We start from the raw sequence: 16,169 nt of genomic DNA, 5'->3' as shown, positions 1-16,169 counted from the left end.
GAGTATAATATTTATAATATGAACATTATTTACAGTACTTCTTATTTTACATAATGTATATTATAAGTCAAATATAATAATATTAAAATACATAAAAAAACGTTTGTTTCTAATATAGATAAAGATTAGTTTTGTACTTTATAAATTTACTATGCAAAACAAACAAGCCATACAACTTATCGAGAAAATTCAGAAGGAAATTTCATCTAAAAAATATGATTTCTCTTCTATAATTGAAGACTTAAAAAAAGTTAGAGAAATTACTATGGAACAAAATAATCCAGTTCTAACTAAAGCATTACGATTATCTTATGAACATTTAGAAGAAAACGATGCGTTTTTAATTGAAATTCCAAACGATGATCCAATTGATGAAGAATCTGATGAAGAAACTTCTGTATACTCATCAGAAAACAATTTGGAAAGTTTTAATTACTTCTTATCTTTATTAGTTGATTGTTCAAAGAAAAACAACTTATTAGATTTGAGAGAATACAACAAAGCTTTTATAGCAATGTAAATTCTAAATTTCTATTTTACATAATATAAATCGGTTTAATTGCCGATTTTTTTATATATATCTTAACGTAAATTCATTTATTTTCTCTTTAATTTTGCATAAGAATAAAAAACATAATAAAGTTAAAATGTCTAGCACGAAAAAATCACGTTTTCAATTATTACATCAGTATTATAAATATACTGGTTTTTATTCGTTTATCTTACAAGGAATCAAAAAAGCAATTATTCCAACAGTGTTATTAGTTGCAGTTTTGTTTTATGTAAACGAAAAAGTTATTAATCTGAATGATGCGATGGTTTATGCTACTAAAAATTTTAGTGATTTTTTCATATTTTCAATATTTTTACTTTCCGAAAGTATTTTAGGATTAATTCCTCCAGATATTTTTATTGCTTGGACAAAAAATACAGAATCACCTCTACTCTATCTTTCATTATTAGCTATTTTATCTTACTTAGGTGGAGTTATAGCTTATTTCTTAGGAAGAACGTTAGCTGCAATTCCATCCATCAATAGGTATATGTATGGAAAAATGACCAAACATATTATTAACATGCAAAAATGGGGTGGATTTTTAATTATAGTTGGAGCTTTATTGCCTTTACCATTCGCAATGGCTTGTTTGGCTGCTGGAATGATTAATTTCTCTCGAAAACACTTTTTCTTATTTGCCTTATTCCGTGTATTTAGATTTGTAATATATGGTTATGTCATTTATTCTGCTTTATCATGATAAAATTATTCAAAATTACTGCTATTTTAGAAGGTATTTCTTATCTTTTATTATTTGCCAATATGTTTATTACTAAGAAAATAGACTTTGAATTATATAAAATTATATTGTTTCCTTTAGGAATGGCTCATGGAGTTTTATTTATTGGCTATTTAATTTTAGCGTTTTTGATAAAAAAACAACAAAATTGGAATATAAAAGATTTCTTTTTTGTTTGTTTAGCCTCTTTAATTCCATTTGGAACATTTTACATTGAAAAAAAGTATTTAAGACATGAAAGTGTATAACTGGTCTTATGAATTACTCAAAAATTTTGATGTAAATGATACCTTATCGTTATATATAAGCTTACTTGTTAATATAGCTATACTAATTACAATTGCTTTAGTATTAGATTATATTTTCAAAAAAATACTAATAATCGCTTTGGCTATTATAGCAACACGAACAAAATCTACTTTTGATGATTTTTTAGTCGCTAACAAAACTGCTAAATACATTGCACATCTTATACCTTTATAGTATGTCTATAAAACGGTTCCTATTATATTAAAGGATTTTGTCTATTGGGAAGAGTTTTTTTCAAAAGGTATAAAAATTTACATCATCGTTTTATCATTATGGATAATTCGAAGTGTTTTCAACTCTTTAAAAGATTATCTAAAGCATAAACCTAGATTTAGTGATAAACCAATTGATAGTTACATTCAAGTAATTATGATTGTTCTTTGGATATTTGGTGTTACTTCATTTGTACTAATAATGTTTGACACTAATGTTAAAACTTTGCTCACTACATTTGGAGCTATTTCAGCCTTAATCTTTTTAATATTTAAAGACACTATATTAGGATTTGTTGCTAGTATTCAAGTTTCTGTAAACGATATGGTTCGAATTGGTGATTGGATTACCATGGAAAAATTTGGAGCAGATGGTGATGTTATTGAAATTAACCTTGCAACAGTTAAGGTTCGAAATTTTGATAATACAACCACCACAATTCCAACTTACAGCTTAATTTCGGATAGTTTTAGAAATTGGAGAGGAATGCAAAAATCTGATGGAAGACGATTTAAACGAAGTATATTAATCAAACCTAGTTCTGTGAGATTCATAAATGACGATGAATTGCCGAAATTTGAAAAATTAACTTTATTAAAACCATATATTCAACACAGACAGACTGATATTCAAAAATATAACACAAATAATTCGATTGATAAATCAGTAATTTTAAATGGCCGAAACCTAACAAATTTAGGTTTGTTTAGAAAGTTTATCCAACAATATATTGAAAATCATCCTGGAATTAATCAAGAAATGTTACTAATGGTTCGTTATCTTCAACCTTCCGAACTTGGAATTCCACTGGAAATTTATTGTTTTTCAAAAGATAAAGTTTGGGAAAATTATGAGCATATAATTGCTGATATCATAGATTATACAGTGTCTTCAGTAAAATATTTTGATTTAGAAATTTTAGAATTTAACTCTATAATAAAGAAATAGTTTTTTTTATTTTTTAATCAATTATTAAGTTATTTCTTATCAAGAATTATTGTAAAAATGTTTTTTTTATAAAAAAAGCGTATTTGTTAATAATTATTTTAATACTTTTGCAAGGTTACATAAACAATAAACAAATTCATGAAAAAATTATTACTATTATTGTCACTATTTGTATTTACTAGTACAATAGCTCAAGAAGAAGAAGTAAGTGGTCAAATGCAGTCAGACGTGTATAACAAATGGTCGATTGATTTAAATGGTGGTTTATCTAGACCTACAACACCATTTATGCCAGGATATTATGTTAAAGACTTATCTTTTTTCCACGTAGATTTAGGTGCAAGATATATGTTCAACCCTAAATTTGGTATGAAAGTAGATTTTGGTTATGACAGTTTTGAAAACCCTACAGATGTACCTGAATTCAAATCTCAATATTATAGAGCAAATATTCAAGGTGTTTTAAACATTGGTCGAGCATTGAATTTTGAAGAATTCACTCAAAGTTTTAATATTCAAGCACATGGTGGTCTTGGTTATTCTTTTATGACTTCTGATGGATTTGATGGTGAAGATAATATGACTAATGTATTAATTGGTTTAACTGGACAATATAAGTTAAGTGAAAAAGTTGCTTTGAATGCTGACTTTACTATGATTAATAATATTAGGCAACATTATACATTTGATGGAACTTCAGGTTTTGGAAATGTTCCAGATAACAGAGGTTTCAACGGAACTTTATATAACGCAACTCTTGGTCTATCAATTTACTTAGGTAGTAATGATATGCATGCTGATTGGGCTTATGAAATGCAAGACGAAAGACAAGCTGAGTTAGAAGACAGAATTGCTGAAATGGAAACAATGATGAATGATACGGATAGAGATGGTGTTCCTGATTATTTAGATGTTGAAAACAATACTACAAATGGTGTTGCAGTTGATTCAAAAGGTAGAGCAATTGATTTAAACAATAATGGTGTTCCTGATGAATTAGAAAGATATGTTGAAACAAAAACTAAAGAAGCTATAGCAACTTCAAACGGAACTAGTGGTGTTGCCGGAGGAAGAAGTGGAAAATCTCCATTAGAATTAATTAATCAAGGGTATGTAAATATTTTCTTTGATACAGATTCATTCGATCCAAAATCATCTTCTACAAATGATTTATATTTTGTAATCAATTATTTAAAAGATAATCCAAGTGCAACTGCTGACATTATAGGTACAGCAGACACAAGAGGTTCAAATGAATATAACCAACAACTTTCTGCAAAAAGAGCTGAAAGAGTTAAATCTATCGTAGAAAAAGCCGGAATTGCTGGTTCTAGATTAACTATTGTTCCTCAAGGAGAAGATAGTTTAGGTGAAGGTTCAGCTAATCTTTCTTTAGTTAGAAAAGTTACTTTCAAAATCAAATAATTATAAACAATTAGTTTTTAATAACTTAAATAGTCTCTAAGAAATTAGAGGCTATTTTTTTTTTACCTTTAAAAGAAAAAACATGGAAACGCGTGATGAATTACTTTCAGCTCTTAAAGGAACAACCATTGGTTTAGTTACCAAAGACTCTTCTTCAGAAGAAAAATTTCAAAATGAAACCTTACGTCCTATTTTAAAACTTCAAAATGACTTGTTTATTGAGGTATTTAGAAATTATGCCATTAAACAAAAAGGTGTGTTTTTTACTCTTTCTCCAGATAAGAAAATGAACTACATAGAAAATACTATCCAAAGAGATATTAAATTTAGAAATTCATTAAAAGGAATTGTGATAGGAATGTTTACAGTTTCAGAATATAATGAATATATTCTAAATTCATCAAACTTAAATAAGAGAATGATGAATTTATTGATAGAAAGAATTAAAAGTCAAATTCAACTATTTGAATTAATAGAGCGAAATGCCGTTTAAATCTGTAGATAAAACATCACTCATATAATTAAAAAAAGGTCGCATAGCTTTGAATGTTGCTACAACTTCTTCTTCAAAATTAGGAGAAAGTACTTCTTTGTTTGTAAACCTTCTAGTAACCAAGTATTGTTTTTTTCTGATTAAATCTATATTAGGATGATTCTTATCAAAATCTCTTGGAGCTGTTTTTAGTTCTTCTCCTTCCAAAATGCCAAAATATTTTTTAAAATCAGCAGATTCAACAATATCTCTAAGCTCAGAAGCATCAATTGCCAATTCTTTTCTAATTCTCAATAAATCATCCTTATTAGGTTCCCAAAATCCACCACCAACAAAAGAAGCATTATTTTCAATATGCAAATAATAACCTCCTCTTAAAAATGGTTTTTGTCTTACATAACCAGCACTAAAGTGTGTTTTATATGGAGTTTTATCTTTTGAAAAACGAACATCTCGATATATTCTAAAGATTTGTAGTTTTTCTATATTATCAATTTTATTTAATTCATTTTTCACACCATTAAAAAATGATTTTATCTCTTTTTGTTCTTTTTCAAATCTAGATTTATTTTCTGTAAACCATTCGCGATTATTATTTTGTTTTAGATCAATTAAATAGTCTAAAATACTTTTTGATAATGATTTCATAATATATTTATATAATTTTTACGGTTTTACCGCATTTTTTTATGGTAACTGATATTTTTTAACAAATTATTTGAAAATAGATCTATATTTACTTTTTATCGAGAAAAACGAACCTTTAGTCGAAATTTTAATCCCAAATTAAAAAGAAACCTATTTATGAAAAACAAATTATTTCTATTAGTGCTTTTAGTTATGACAAAATTCTCTTATGGTCAAGTTGAAGATGTTATAACTAATTTTAATTCTGCAGGAATCACAAATCTTGTTCACAAAGATAACTACATTTATTTTACAGCTTATAGTCATAAAAAAGTTTACAAATTTGATTATACATCTACTACACCAACTATAGAAGTTGTTTATCAATTTAATGAAAACCCAAATTTTATTTACACAAAAAATAATATTTTATTTGTAGGTGTTGAAAGTCCATATAAAACATATACTATTGATCTAAATTCTCAAAATGTTCAACCAATTGTTTTAGCTATGATTGCTGGCCCAATGGCTCAAATAAACAATGATTTATATATTGGTCAATATGCAGCTGAAAAAATTACAAAAATTGACTTGAATACAAATATACAAACAGATATTTTAAGTAATTATAAACCCAACTTTTTTTCAGTTTATAATAATGAATTATTTTTTACTTCAAATACGGCCAATGCTTTGTATAAATATAACTGTAATGGAAATGATGTAACAACAATTTTAAGTGGTCTTAATTATGCCTCTGGAATTGTTTTGAATAATGAAAATTTATTTATTTGTGAAAGCTCTGGAAATACAATTTCTTATTATTCAAATCCAGGTTTTCAACTAAATAGTAGCATTCAATTACCTCCAAGTTCATGGCCAAACGGAATTACAATTGTAAATAATTATTTATTTTTTATCCAAACTGTATCTGGAAAAATTTCTAAAGTTGCCTTAAATACACTTAATAATACTCTTTTATCTAACAATAATATTGCATCACAATCAAAAAAAGAGATTAGTATTTATCCTAACCCTTCAAATGGATTGTTTGAAATTAAAAGTGAATTACAAATTGAAAATGCTAAAATATATGATCTTAAAGGTAATTTAGTGCAAAATATATCTATTTCTAATGAATTAATTGATGCAACACAATTAAATAACGGAACATATATCTTAAATATTGATGGAACAAACACCAAGATCATTAAAAATTAATTCCTTATCTATCTCTTAATCTATTTACAACATATTCAACCTCTGTTTTTCCATGAGCTTTTGGCTTGCCATCTTCTCCTAAGTTAACCATAGTTATGTTGTCAATTGTAATAATTGTTTCATGCGTCATTTTATTTCGAACTTCACACTTTAAGACAAGAGATGAGTTTCCAAATTTTACAACTTCCATACCAATTTCAACAATATCACCTTGTTTGGCTGAACTCATAAAGTTGATTTCACTCATATATTTGGTTACAACTTTGTTATTTTCAAATTGAATGATTGTATACAAAGCAGCTTCTTCATCTATCCATGATAATAATTTTCCTCCAAAAAGAGAACCATTTGCGTTTAAATCTTCGGGTTTTACCCATTTTCTTGTGTGAAATTTCATTATGAGGTATATTGGTTAAGCAGGTAAATTTACAAAATATTATTTTTCTCTTTGTTTTAAAACCGAAATAACATCATTTATTTTAAAACCTTTGGCTTGTAATAATATTAAATAGTGAAATAATAAATCAGCACTTTCTGACAAAAATAAATCATCATTCGAATCTTTAGCTTCAATCACAACTTCAACGGCTTCTTCTCCCACTTTTTGAGCAATTTTATTGATACCTTTTTCAAATAAAGAAGCTACATAACTTTTTTCTGAAGTAGCATTTTCTTTTCTATCTTGAATTGTGTTTTCAAGTTTTGATATAAATCCATATTCTTGATTATTTTCTGTTTGCCAACAAGTATCTGCACCAGTATGACAAGTTGGTCCATTAGGATTGACTTGAATTAACAATGTGTCATTATCACAGTCATTTTTGATTGAAATTAGGTTTAAAAAGTTACCACTCTCCTCACCTTTTGTCCATAATCTATTTTTAGAACGACTGAAAAATGTCACTTCATTGGTTTCCAAAGTTTTATCGAATGCTTCTTGATTCATATAACCCAACATCAAAACATTTTTGGTTTCGCTATCTTGAATTATGGCTGGAATTAATCCATTGGTATTTTTTGTAAAGTCTATTTTCATGGTTTTTGTTGCACAGAGTTTCACAAAGTTAAGCACTATGTGGCACAAAGTTTTTTAATTATTTTTATATTCTGATGCTAATTTTTTGTTCTTTTAAATATTTTTTTAATTCAGGAATTTCAATTTCTTGGAAATGAAAAACGCTTGCTGCTAAGGCTGCATCAGCTTTTCCTTCGAGAAATGTGTCTGCAAAATGTTGCATTATTCCTGCTCCACCTGACGCAATTATTGGAATATTGACTAAAGTTGAAAGTTTAGCTAAAGCTTCATTGGCAAATCCGTTTTTGGTTCCGTCGTTATTCATCGATGTGAATAAAATTTCACCTGCACCTCTTTTTTCTAATTCAACTGCCCAATCAAATAGGTTTAATTCGGTTGGAACCTTTCCTCCTACTAAATGCACTATCCAATCATCATTATTTTTTTTTGCATCAATAGCTACTACTACACATTGACTTCCAAATTCTTGTGCTAGTTCATTAATCAAATCTGGATTTTTAACTGCAGATGAATTTATGGAAACTTTATCCGCTCCATTTTTTAATAAAATTGAAACATCTTCTACAGAACTGATTCCACCACCAACTGTAAACGGAATATTAATAGCTTTAGCTACATTTCGGACTAATTCAACTAATGTTTTTCTTCGTTCTTCTGTTGCTGAAATATCAAGGAAAACCAGTTCATCAGCACCTTCTTTTGAATATTTTTTAGCCAATTCAACAGGATCACCTGCATCTTTTAAATCCACAAAATTGACACCTTTTACAGTTCTTCCATTTTTAATGTCTAAGCACGGAATTATTCTCTTCGTTAACATTCTTATTGGTTTAAAATGAAATTCTCTAATTGTTTCAAGGAAATTCTTCCTTCGTAAATGGCTTTTCCTATGATTGTTCCTTCACATCCTAATTCCGCTAATTTGGGTAATTCATCAAAAGTTGAAATTCCTCCAGAAGCTATTAATTTTATAGTATCACACTTAGATAAAATCTCTTTATATAAATCAAAACTTGGTCCTTCTAGCATACCATCTTTAGCTATATCCGTACAAATTACATACGAAATTCCATCTTTTTGATAGTTTTGAATAAACGGAATAACTTCCTCATTACTTTCTTCTAACCAACCAGAAACGGCAATTTTTCTATTATTTGCATCTGCTCCAAGAATTATTTTATCCGTTCCATATTGGTTTATCCATTCTTTGAATAAACTAGGATTTTTGACTGCAATACTTCCTCCAGTAATTTGATTTGCACCACTTTCAAAAGCAATTTTTAAATCTTCATTCGTTTTTAATCCACCACCAAAGTCAATTTTAAGTTTTGTTTTTGAAGCAATTTGTTCTAACACTTTATGATTTATGATTCTACTCGATTTTGCACCATCTAAATCTACTAAATGTAAATACTGAATTCCTGCATCTTCAAATGATTTGGCAACTTCAAGCGGATTTTCGTTATATATTTTTTTGGTGTCGTAATCTCCTTTGGATAAACGAACACATTTCCCGTCTATTATGTCTATGGCTGGGATTATTCTCATTTTCAAGTTCAATTTCAAGAGCAATTTCAAGCTCAAATTATAGGGTTAAAAAGTTCTTTAATATTTGTTCTCCAAAAACACCACTTTTTTCTGGGTGAAATTGTACTCCGTAGAAATTATTTTTTTGTAGTGCTGTTGCATATTCCATTTCGTAATTAGTTGTTGCAATCATTTCTGCACATTTTGGAGCATAAAAACTGTGCACTAAATACATGAATTCATGTTCTTTAATATCTTGAAAAAGAGGTGATTTAAGATTGTAAATAGTATTCCAGCCCATTTGTGGAACTTTGACTTTATTTGAAAATTTAAGTATGTCTACATCAAAAATACCGAGTCCTTTTGTGTTGCCTTCTTCTGTTGAATTGCATAACAATTGCATTCCCAAACAAATACCTAAAACTGGTTGTTTTAATGTTGGAATTAGTAAATCTAAACCACTTTCTTTAAGCTTTTTCATGGCACTACTCGCTTCACCAACTCCAGGGAAAATAACTTTATCTGCTTTCTGAATTTCGCTCCAATTGTTACTCAAAACGCCAACAAAACCTAATCTTTCCAAAGCAAATTGAATGCTTTGAATATTTCCGGCACCGTAATCAATTATTACAATATTCATTATAACATTCCTTTTGTTGATGGCAAAATCATTTTTTCCACATCACGTTTAACGGCAACTTTAATAGCTTTTGCGAAAGCTTTAAAAATCGCTTCAATTTTGTGGTGTTCGTTTGTGCCTTCTGCTTTTATATTTAAGTTAGCTTTTGCTCCATCAGTAAACGATTTAAAGAAGTGATAAAACATTTCGGTTGGCATTTTTCCAATCATTTCTCGTTTGAATTCCGTTTCCCAAACTAACCAATTTCTTCCTCCAAAATCAATAGCAACTTGTGCTAAACAATCGTCCATTGGTAAACAAAATCCGTATCTTTCTATCCCTAATTTATTTCCTAAAGCCTTAGCATAAACTTCACCTAACGCAATCGCTGTATCTTCAATAGTGTGGTGTTCGTCTACTTCTAAATCACCTTTTACTTGAATATCTAAATCCATTTGTCCGTGACGAGCAATTTGGTCTAACATGTGATTGAAAAAGGCAATTCCGGTTGAAATTTTACTTTTTCCAGTTCCATCCAAGTTTAAAGTTATTGCAATATCTGTTTCATTAGTTTTTCTTTGAATTGAAGCTGTTCTACTTTCCAATTTTAGAAATTCATAAATTTTTTCCCAATCGTTTGTTTCTAAAGCGATTGTTGGCTGTAATTCTTCTTGTTTTACAGATATTTCAGTTGTTCCTAAATTTGTATTATCATTGATAAATATTGCTTTTGAACCTAAATTTTTAGCTAATTCAACATCTGTAAGTCTATCACCAATGACAAAAGAATTTTCTAAATCGTAAGCTTCAGAAAAATAGTCTGTTAATAATCCAGTTCTAGGTTTTCTTGTATTGGCATTATCTTTTGGAAAAGTTCTGTCTAAAAAGACTTTATCAAAGACAACACCTTCATTTTCATAGGTTTTCATTATGAAGTTGTGAACAGGCCAAAAAGTGTCTTCAGGAAAAATGTCAGTTCCTAAACCGTCTTGATTTGTTATCATAACCAATTCGTAATCCAATTCTTTAGCAATTTTACTCAAGAAAGGAATGCACTTTGGATAAAAAATCATTTTATCAAATGCATCGATTTGTTCGTCTTGCGTTTCTTTTATTATCGTTCCATCTCTATCGATGAATAATATTTTTTTAGGCATATTGTAGTGTTTTTAAAAGTTGAATTACTTTTTCGTTTTCTTCTTTTGTTCCTATGGTTATTCTTAAACAATTATCACATAAAGGCTGATTACTTCTATTTCTAATAACGATTCCATTATCAATAAATTGTTGGTAACGCAAATTTGCATCATCCACTTTAATTAGAATAAAATTAGCATCTGAAGGTATAACTTTTTCTATAAAGTTTACTTTTTTTAAGGCTTCAAATAATTTATCACGTTCACCGATAATTTTCTTAACCTGAAAATCTAAGGTGCTTTGCTGCAATTTCTTTATAGCTTTTTCTTGTGAAAGTATATTGATGTTATATGGAGGTTTTATTTTGTTTAATACTGCAATAATTTCCGCAGAAGCGTATAAAATTCCAACTCGCATACCAGCCATTGCATAAGCTTTAGAAAGTGTTTGGCAAATTACTAAATTCGGATATTCTTTTAGCAATAACAACCAACTGTCTTTCTCAGAAAAATCAATATAGGCTTCATCAATCAAAATCAAACCACTAAAATTACTTAACAAGTCAAATACGATTTTGTCTGAAAAAGAGTTACCAGTTGGGTTATTGGGAGAACACAAAAATAATATCTTAGTGTTTTCATCCGTTTTACTTAAAATAGCTTCGGCATTGGGTTGAAAATCATCTGTTAAAAAAACAGCTCTATTTTCAACAGCATTTATATTAGCCAAAACATCATACATTCCATAAGTTGGAGGCAACGTGATTACATTGTCTTTATAAGGTTCACAAAAAGCTCTGTATAATAAGTCTAATACTTCATCGCTACCATTTCCTAATAAGATATTTTCTACTTTAACATCTCTTTTTTCGGCAAGAAGTTCTTTTAGCTCTAATTGCTGTGGATCGGGATAGCGATTTACGCTATTTTCAAATGGATTTTCGTTAGCATCTAAATAAATCATTTCGTGCTTGAAATCTTTAAATTCATCTCGAGCTGATGAATAAGGTTTCATGTTCAAAACATTTGTTCTTGTCAGTTTGTTGATATCGAAATTAGTCATTTTTTAAAGTATTTAATCTTAGTGAAACGGCATTTTTGTGAGCTTGTAATCCTTCGGCTTCAGCCATAAGTTCTATAGCTTTACCGATGTTTTGAATTCCCTTTTGTGATATTTTTTGAAAAGTCATAGCTTTTAGAAAACTATCTAAATTCACACCACTATAACTTTTTGAATAACCATTTGTTGGTAACGTATGATTGGTTCCTGATGCATAATCACCAGCACTTTCTGGAGTGAAATTTCCGATGAAAACGGAACCTGCGTTTTCAATATTCTCAAGAAAATAAACTTCATTTTTTGAACATACAATAAAGTGTTCTGGACCATATTCATTAATTAATTTCAAAGCTTTTGCATCTGAATCCATTAAAATTAATTTGGAATTATTTATGGCAACTCGAGCAATTTCTTTTCTTGGCAAATCTTCTAATTGCTTGTAAATTTCTTCTTCAACGTCATTTAACATGTTTTTTGAAGTCGTTACTAAAATAACTTGACTGTCTTTGCCGTGTTCTGCTTGACTCAATAAATCTGAAGCTACGAACGAAGGAACAGCTGATTCATCAGCAAAGACTAACAATTCACTTGGTCCAGCAGGCATATCAATAGCTACTCCGTTTTGAGAAGCAAATTGTTTTGCAATCGTTACAAATTGGTTTCCTGGTCCAAAAATTTTATAAACTTTATCAATTGATTTTGTTCCAAAAGTCATTGCTGCGATTGCTTGAATTCCACCAACTTTATATATTTTAGTCACACCGCAAAGTGAAGCTGCAAACAAGATAGCTGGATTGATATTTCCTTTTTTATCTGGTGGTGTACATAATATAATTTCCTTGCAACCAGCAATTGTAGCTGGAACAGCCAACATTAAAACTGTTGAAAACAAAGGAGCAGAACCACCTGGAATATACAAACCAACTTTTTGAATCGGTCTTTTTTCTTGCCAACATTGAACTCCTTCTGTGGTTTCAATACTTATTTTCTCAGTTTTTTGAGCATTGTGAAAGTTATAAATATTCGATTTAGCTAATTGAATTGCATCTTTTAAATCTTGAGAAATTTCACTTTCTGCTTTTTGAATTTCGTCAGTAGTAACAAGAATTGATTCTAATGCTACACCATCAAAATAAGAAGTATATTTTGCTAAAGCTTTATCTCCTTTTCTCTTAACTTCTTTAAAGATTTGTTTTACTGTTTCTTCAACATCATCATAAGTTTGAGTAGGTCTTTTTAAAATTTCTTCCCAAGTTGACGGTTGTGGATTATATATTTTGTTCATTTTTTAGTCTTTTCTCTTTGTTCTTTTTTCTATTCTTTATAAAACCATTTTTTCGATTGGACAAACCAAAATTCCTTCTGCTCCAGCTTCTTTTAATTGGTCAATAACATCCCAAAAAGTATCTTCTTCAATTACAGAGTGTACACTACTCCAACCTTCTTCCGCTAAAGGCATTACAGTTGGACTTTTTAAAACGGGAAGAATTGAACTGATAATTTCTATTTTGTCATTAGGAACATTCATTAAAATATATTTAGATTTTCTAGAACGTAAAACCGATTGCATTCTGAATTGAAGTTTGCTTAATATAGCTTTTGATTCTTCAGAAATTTGAGGAGAAACAGCTAAAACAGCTTCACTTTTTAAAATGACTTCTACTTCTTTTAATCCGTTTTTGAATAATGTACTTCCACTAGAAACGATATCTACAATGGCATCTGACAAACCAATATTTGGAGCAATTTCAACTGATCCTGAAATTTGGTGAATGTCAACTGAAACTCCTTTTGAAGAAAAATAATCAGTGACCGTTTTTGGATAAGAAGTCGCAACTCTTAAACCATTTAAATCATTTATAGAATTGTATTTAAATGCTTTGGGAACAGCTAAAGAAACTTTACATTTTGAAAATCCTAATTTTTCAGCTACTTGAATATTTTTTCCTTTTTCGACTAAAAGGTTATCACCAACAATGGCAATATCCACTACTCCATCAATCAAATATTGAGGAATATCTGAATTTCTTAAGAAATAAACTTCAAGAGGAAAATTGGAAGCTGTTACTTTTAGTTGATCATTTCCATTGTAAACAGAAATACCTGAATCTTTTAAGAGTTGAATACTTTCGTCGTACAAACGACCTGATTTTTGGATAGCAATTTTTAATATTTTCATTTTAATTTTGAGAAATGTTTGAATATATCAATTGCTATTTCTTGGAAAGAAAAAACCCGTTTGATATACTCAAACGGGTTTATAAATTATTTTAGTGTATTACATAAAACATCATTACCTAGCTTGAGCGTGGTTTAAATGATGATGATGATGTAATTTATTTGTAAACATAATTAGTTGTTGTTTTTTAACACTGCAAATATAAAGGCATAATTTCCGAATAAACAAATTTTTATGAAAATTTATAGTTTGTTTAAGCTAATTGTACTCCAAAAAAGTGTCCAACTAAAGCAGTTAAAACCATAGCTATTGTACCCCAAAAAGTGACTCTTATCACTGCTTTTGATATACTTGAACCACCTGTTTTTGCTGCTAAAGCTCCTAATAAAGCTAAAAATAAAATAGCTGTACCATACAACCAAAATTCCATTGATTTAATAGGTAAAAATAATGTTACTAAAAAAGGCAAAGCTCCACCAATAGTAAATGCAGCTCCTGAAGCTAGTGCTGCTTGCAACGGATTTGCTTGACTTATTTCATTAATTCCTAATTCATCTCTTACATGAGCTGCTAATACATCGTGTTCGGTTAATTCTATAGCAACTTGCATTGCAGTTTCTTTTTTTAAACCTCTTTCTTCGTAGATTTCTGCTAAACGTTGTAATTCGAGTTCAGGCATTTCTTCCAATTCTATTTTTTCACGTTCTATATCGGATTTTTCAACATCCGTTTGAGAACTTACTGAAACGTACTCACCTGCAGCCATTGATAAAGCTCCAGCTACTAATCCAGCTAAAGTTGCTAATATAACTGGTTCACGAAATTCACTTGCTGCTGCAACACCAATAGCAATACTTGAGGTTGAAAGTATTCCGTCATTAGCACCTAAAACAGCTGCTCGTAACCAATTGCTTTTGTGAATGTAATGATTGTCTAAATAGTCATCTGCTTGATTTTCCATAGTTTAAATGCTATCAAATACACCTTTTGTAAGTATTTTTGAATTTTTGTTTACTTTATTACTTTCAATAATTTCTATAGAATCGGTTGACTTCTCTCCTACTTTGACCTCTGTTTTTTCAAAGATATAATCAACTTTTGAATTATTTTTAACTAAAAGTACATAATTTTTATCATTTTCAGTTATTAAGGCATCAATTGGAATAGCTAAACCTTTCTTTGAATCTGTCAAAATTGTTGCTTCTACGAACATTCCAGTTAATAATCGTTGTTTAATAGCATCATCTAAGTGTCCGTGAATCATGATTGTTCTGTCGTTTCCTTCAATAGATTTTCCTACCAAAACTACTTTAGCCTTGAATTCTTCTTTTGAAGCTTGTGGAACCGTAAAAACAATATTTTGATTTTCTTTAACTTGAAGAATGTCTTTTTCAAAAACAGCTAATTCAACATGTAAATGATCTGTATCTACAATTTCTAAAATAATATCTGAAGGAGCCATAAACATCCCCACATTTGCATTCATAACCGTTACATCACCAGCAATTTGTGCATAAATCGTAATAGTTGAAGTCAAATTTCCTTTCTGAACTTGAGCTGGAGAAATGTTTAATACTTGTAGTTTCTTTTTTAAACTTTGGTACATTCCATTAGCTCTTTTATAATCACTTTCTGCTTTTAAATAGTTTTTTTGGGAAGTGATTTTTTCATTATATAAGGTTTTTTGTCTTTCATATTCAGATTTTAAATAACTGATTTGCTCAGCCACTTCTAAATAATCTTTCTGAATGTCAATGAATTCAGTGTTTTCAAGAGTGACTAAAGCTTGTCCTTTTTTAATTTTATCACCAATTAATAAATGGGTTGATTTGATATAACCACCTAAAAATGAAGTGATTTTAACCCTGTTTTCTGGTGGAACATCAATTTTTCCTGTAGCTTTTACACCAACATTAAAGTCTTGTTCAGTTGGAGAACCAATTTCCATTTTCATGGTTTGAAATTGTGCTGCCGAAATTGAAATTTCGTCTTCATTTTTTGCAACAGTTTCTTCTGTGATTTCTTGTTTACAAGCCGTTAAGAGTAATCCTGATAGAAATATATATAGTAGCTTTTTCATT

The 16,169-nt window shown here is 29.1% G+C and carries 20 protein-coding genes; 8 read left to right on the top strand and 12 right to left on the bottom strand.

The window, feature by feature from the left end; translation table 11 throughout:
• Nucleotides 1-151 precede the first annotated feature (151 nt).
• From AABJ49_RS05455 to AABJ49_RS05425, 7 genes are all read left to right on the top strand, one after another.
• Complete coding sequence (locus AABJ49_RS05455) at nucleotides 152-520, top strand: hypothetical protein (RefSeq protein ID WP_338376758.1); 369 nt, start codon at nucleotides 152-154, stop codon at nucleotides 518-520.
• 127 nt (nucleotides 521-647) lie between these two features.
• Complete coding sequence (locus AABJ49_RS05450) at nucleotides 648-1,256, top strand: VTT domain-containing protein (RefSeq protein ID WP_338376756.1); 609 nt, start codon at nucleotides 648-650, stop codon at nucleotides 1,254-1,256.
• Nucleotides 1,253-1,543 carry a DUF3817 domain-containing protein gene (locus AABJ49_RS05445; protein ID WP_338376754.1) on the top strand — a complete coding sequence of 97 codons (291 nt, stop codon included), beginning with the start codon at nucleotides 1,253-1,255 and terminating at the stop codon, nucleotides 1,541-1,543. Before AABJ49_RS05450 ends, AABJ49_RS05445 begins: the two co-directional genes overlap by 4 nt.
• On the top strand, nucleotides 1,530-1,778 hold the full coding sequence (locus AABJ49_RS05440; RefSeq protein WP_338376752.1) for a hypothetical protein: 249 nt from the start codon (nucleotides 1,530-1,532) through the stop codon (nucleotides 1,776-1,778). Before AABJ49_RS05445 ends, AABJ49_RS05440 begins: the two co-directional genes overlap by 14 nt.
• Before the next feature lie 195 nt (nucleotides 1,779-1,973).
• Complete coding sequence (locus tag AABJ49_RS05435) at nucleotides 1,974-2,765, top strand: mechanosensitive ion channel domain-containing protein (protein ID WP_338376750.1); 792 nt, start codon at nucleotides 1,974-1,976, stop codon at nucleotides 2,763-2,765.
• Between the two features lie 138 nt (nucleotides 2,766-2,903).
• On the top strand, nucleotides 2,904-4,190 hold the full coding sequence (locus AABJ49_RS05430) for an OmpA family protein (RefSeq protein ID WP_338376748.1): 1,287 nt from the start codon (nucleotides 2,904-2,906) through the stop codon (nucleotides 4,188-4,190).
• A gap of 82 nt (nucleotides 4,191-4,272) precedes the next feature.
• Entirely contained in the window at nucleotides 4,273-4,683 is a 411-nt protein-coding gene (locus tag AABJ49_RS05425) for a glyoxalase (protein WP_338376746.1), read from the top strand.
• Here AABJ49_RS05425 and AABJ49_RS05420 read toward each other — a convergent pair.
• Nucleotides 4,660-5,331 (bottom strand): DUF2461 domain-containing protein, encoded by a 672-nt coding sequence (locus tag AABJ49_RS05420; protein WP_338376743.1) that lies wholly within the window; start codon nucleotides 5,329-5,331, stop codon nucleotides 4,660-4,662. The genes AABJ49_RS05425 and AABJ49_RS05420 overlap by 24 nt on opposite strands.
• Before the next feature lie 156 nt (nucleotides 5,332-5,487).
• On the opposite strand from AABJ49_RS05420, the gene AABJ49_RS05415 reads away from it, so the two are divergent.
• Nucleotides 5,488-6,531, top strand: a complete 1,044-nt coding sequence (locus AABJ49_RS05415; protein ID WP_338376740.1) for a T9SS type A sorting domain-containing protein — start codon at nucleotides 5,488-5,490, stop codon at nucleotides 6,529-6,531.
• Between the two features lie 4 nt (nucleotides 6,532-6,535).
• Here AABJ49_RS05415 and AABJ49_RS05410 read toward each other — a convergent pair whose 3' ends face one another.
• From AABJ49_RS05410 to AABJ49_RS05360, 11 genes are all read right to left on the bottom strand, one after another.
• Nucleotides 6,536-6,928 carry a hotdog domain-containing protein gene (locus AABJ49_RS05410; RefSeq protein WP_338376739.1) on the bottom strand — a complete coding sequence of 131 codons (393 nt, stop codon included), beginning with the start codon at nucleotides 6,926-6,928 and terminating at the stop codon, nucleotides 6,536-6,538.
• A 39-nt stretch (nucleotides 6,929-6,967) separates the two neighbouring features.
• Nucleotides 6,968-7,567: a bifunctional phosphoribosyl-AMP cyclohydrolase/phosphoribosyl-ATP diphosphatase HisIE gene (gene hisIE, locus AABJ49_RS05405; protein ID WP_338376737.1), complete on the bottom strand. Its 600-nt coding sequence runs from the start codon at nucleotides 7,565-7,567 to the stop codon at nucleotides 6,968-6,970.
• A 64-nt stretch (nucleotides 7,568-7,631) separates the two neighbouring features.
• Nucleotides 7,632-8,387, bottom strand: coding sequence for an imidazole glycerol phosphate synthase subunit HisF (gene hisF / locus AABJ49_RS05400; RefSeq protein ID WP_338376736.1), 756 nt, complete (start codon nucleotides 8,385-8,387; stop codon nucleotides 7,632-7,634).
• Between the two features lie 2 nt (nucleotides 8,388-8,389).
• The gene (gene hisA, locus AABJ49_RS05395; protein WP_338376734.1) at nucleotides 8,390-9,115 is read right to left on the bottom strand and encodes a 1-(5-phosphoribosyl)-5-[(5-phosphoribosylamino)methylideneamino]imidazole-4-carboxamide isomerase; all 726 of its coding nucleotides are present in this window, start codon (nucleotides 9,113-9,115) and stop codon (nucleotides 8,390-8,392) included.
• A 37-nt stretch (nucleotides 9,116-9,152) separates the two neighbouring features.
• Nucleotides 9,153-9,734 (bottom strand): imidazole glycerol phosphate synthase subunit HisH, encoded by a 582-nt coding sequence (gene hisH / locus AABJ49_RS05390; RefSeq protein ID WP_338376732.1) that lies wholly within the window; start codon nucleotides 9,732-9,734, stop codon nucleotides 9,153-9,155.
• Nucleotides 9,734-10,870 carry a bifunctional histidinol-phosphatase/imidazoleglycerol-phosphate dehydratase HisB gene (gene hisB / locus AABJ49_RS05385; RefSeq protein WP_338376730.1) on the bottom strand — a complete coding sequence of 379 codons (1,137 nt, stop codon included), beginning with the start codon at nucleotides 10,868-10,870 and terminating at the stop codon, nucleotides 9,734-9,736. The genes hisH and hisB overlap by 1 nt, the downstream gene beginning before the upstream one ends.
• A complete protein-coding gene (hisC, locus tag AABJ49_RS05380) occupies nucleotides 10,863-11,912 on the bottom strand; it encodes a histidinol-phosphate transaminase (RefSeq protein ID WP_338376728.1) in 1,050 nt (349 codons plus the stop codon). The genes hisB and hisC overlap by 8 nt, the downstream gene beginning before the upstream one ends.
• Entirely contained in the window at nucleotides 11,905-13,194 is a 1,290-nt protein-coding gene (hisD, locus tag AABJ49_RS05375; RefSeq protein WP_338376726.1) for a histidinol dehydrogenase, read from the bottom strand. Before hisD ends, hisC begins: the two co-directional genes overlap by 8 nt.
• A 36-nt stretch (nucleotides 13,195-13,230) precedes the next feature.
• The gene (hisG, locus tag AABJ49_RS05370; RefSeq protein WP_338376724.1) at nucleotides 13,231-14,088 is read right to left on the bottom strand and encodes an ATP phosphoribosyltransferase; all 858 of its coding nucleotides are present in this window, start codon (nucleotides 14,086-14,088) and stop codon (nucleotides 13,231-13,233) included.
• A 253-nt stretch (nucleotides 14,089-14,341) separates the two neighbouring features.
• A complete protein-coding gene (locus tag AABJ49_RS05365; protein ID WP_338376722.1) occupies nucleotides 14,342-15,049 on the bottom strand; it encodes a VIT family protein in 708 nt (235 codons plus the stop codon).
• Nucleotides 15,050-15,052: 3 nt separating this feature from the next.
• Complete coding sequence (locus AABJ49_RS05360; protein ID WP_338376721.1) at nucleotides 15,053-16,168, bottom strand: efflux RND transporter periplasmic adaptor subunit; 1,116 nt, start codon at nucleotides 16,166-16,168, stop codon at nucleotides 15,053-15,055.
• Nucleotide 16,169: the final 1 nt, after the last annotated feature.

Source organism: uncultured Flavobacterium sp. (assembly GCF_963922255.1).
Classification (GTDB): Bacteria; Bacteroidota; Bacteroidia; order Flavobacteriales; family Flavobacteriaceae; genus Flavobacterium.
Note: the sequence above shows the minus strand (reverse complement) of the source record. Positions and strands in the feature narration are given on the sequence as shown.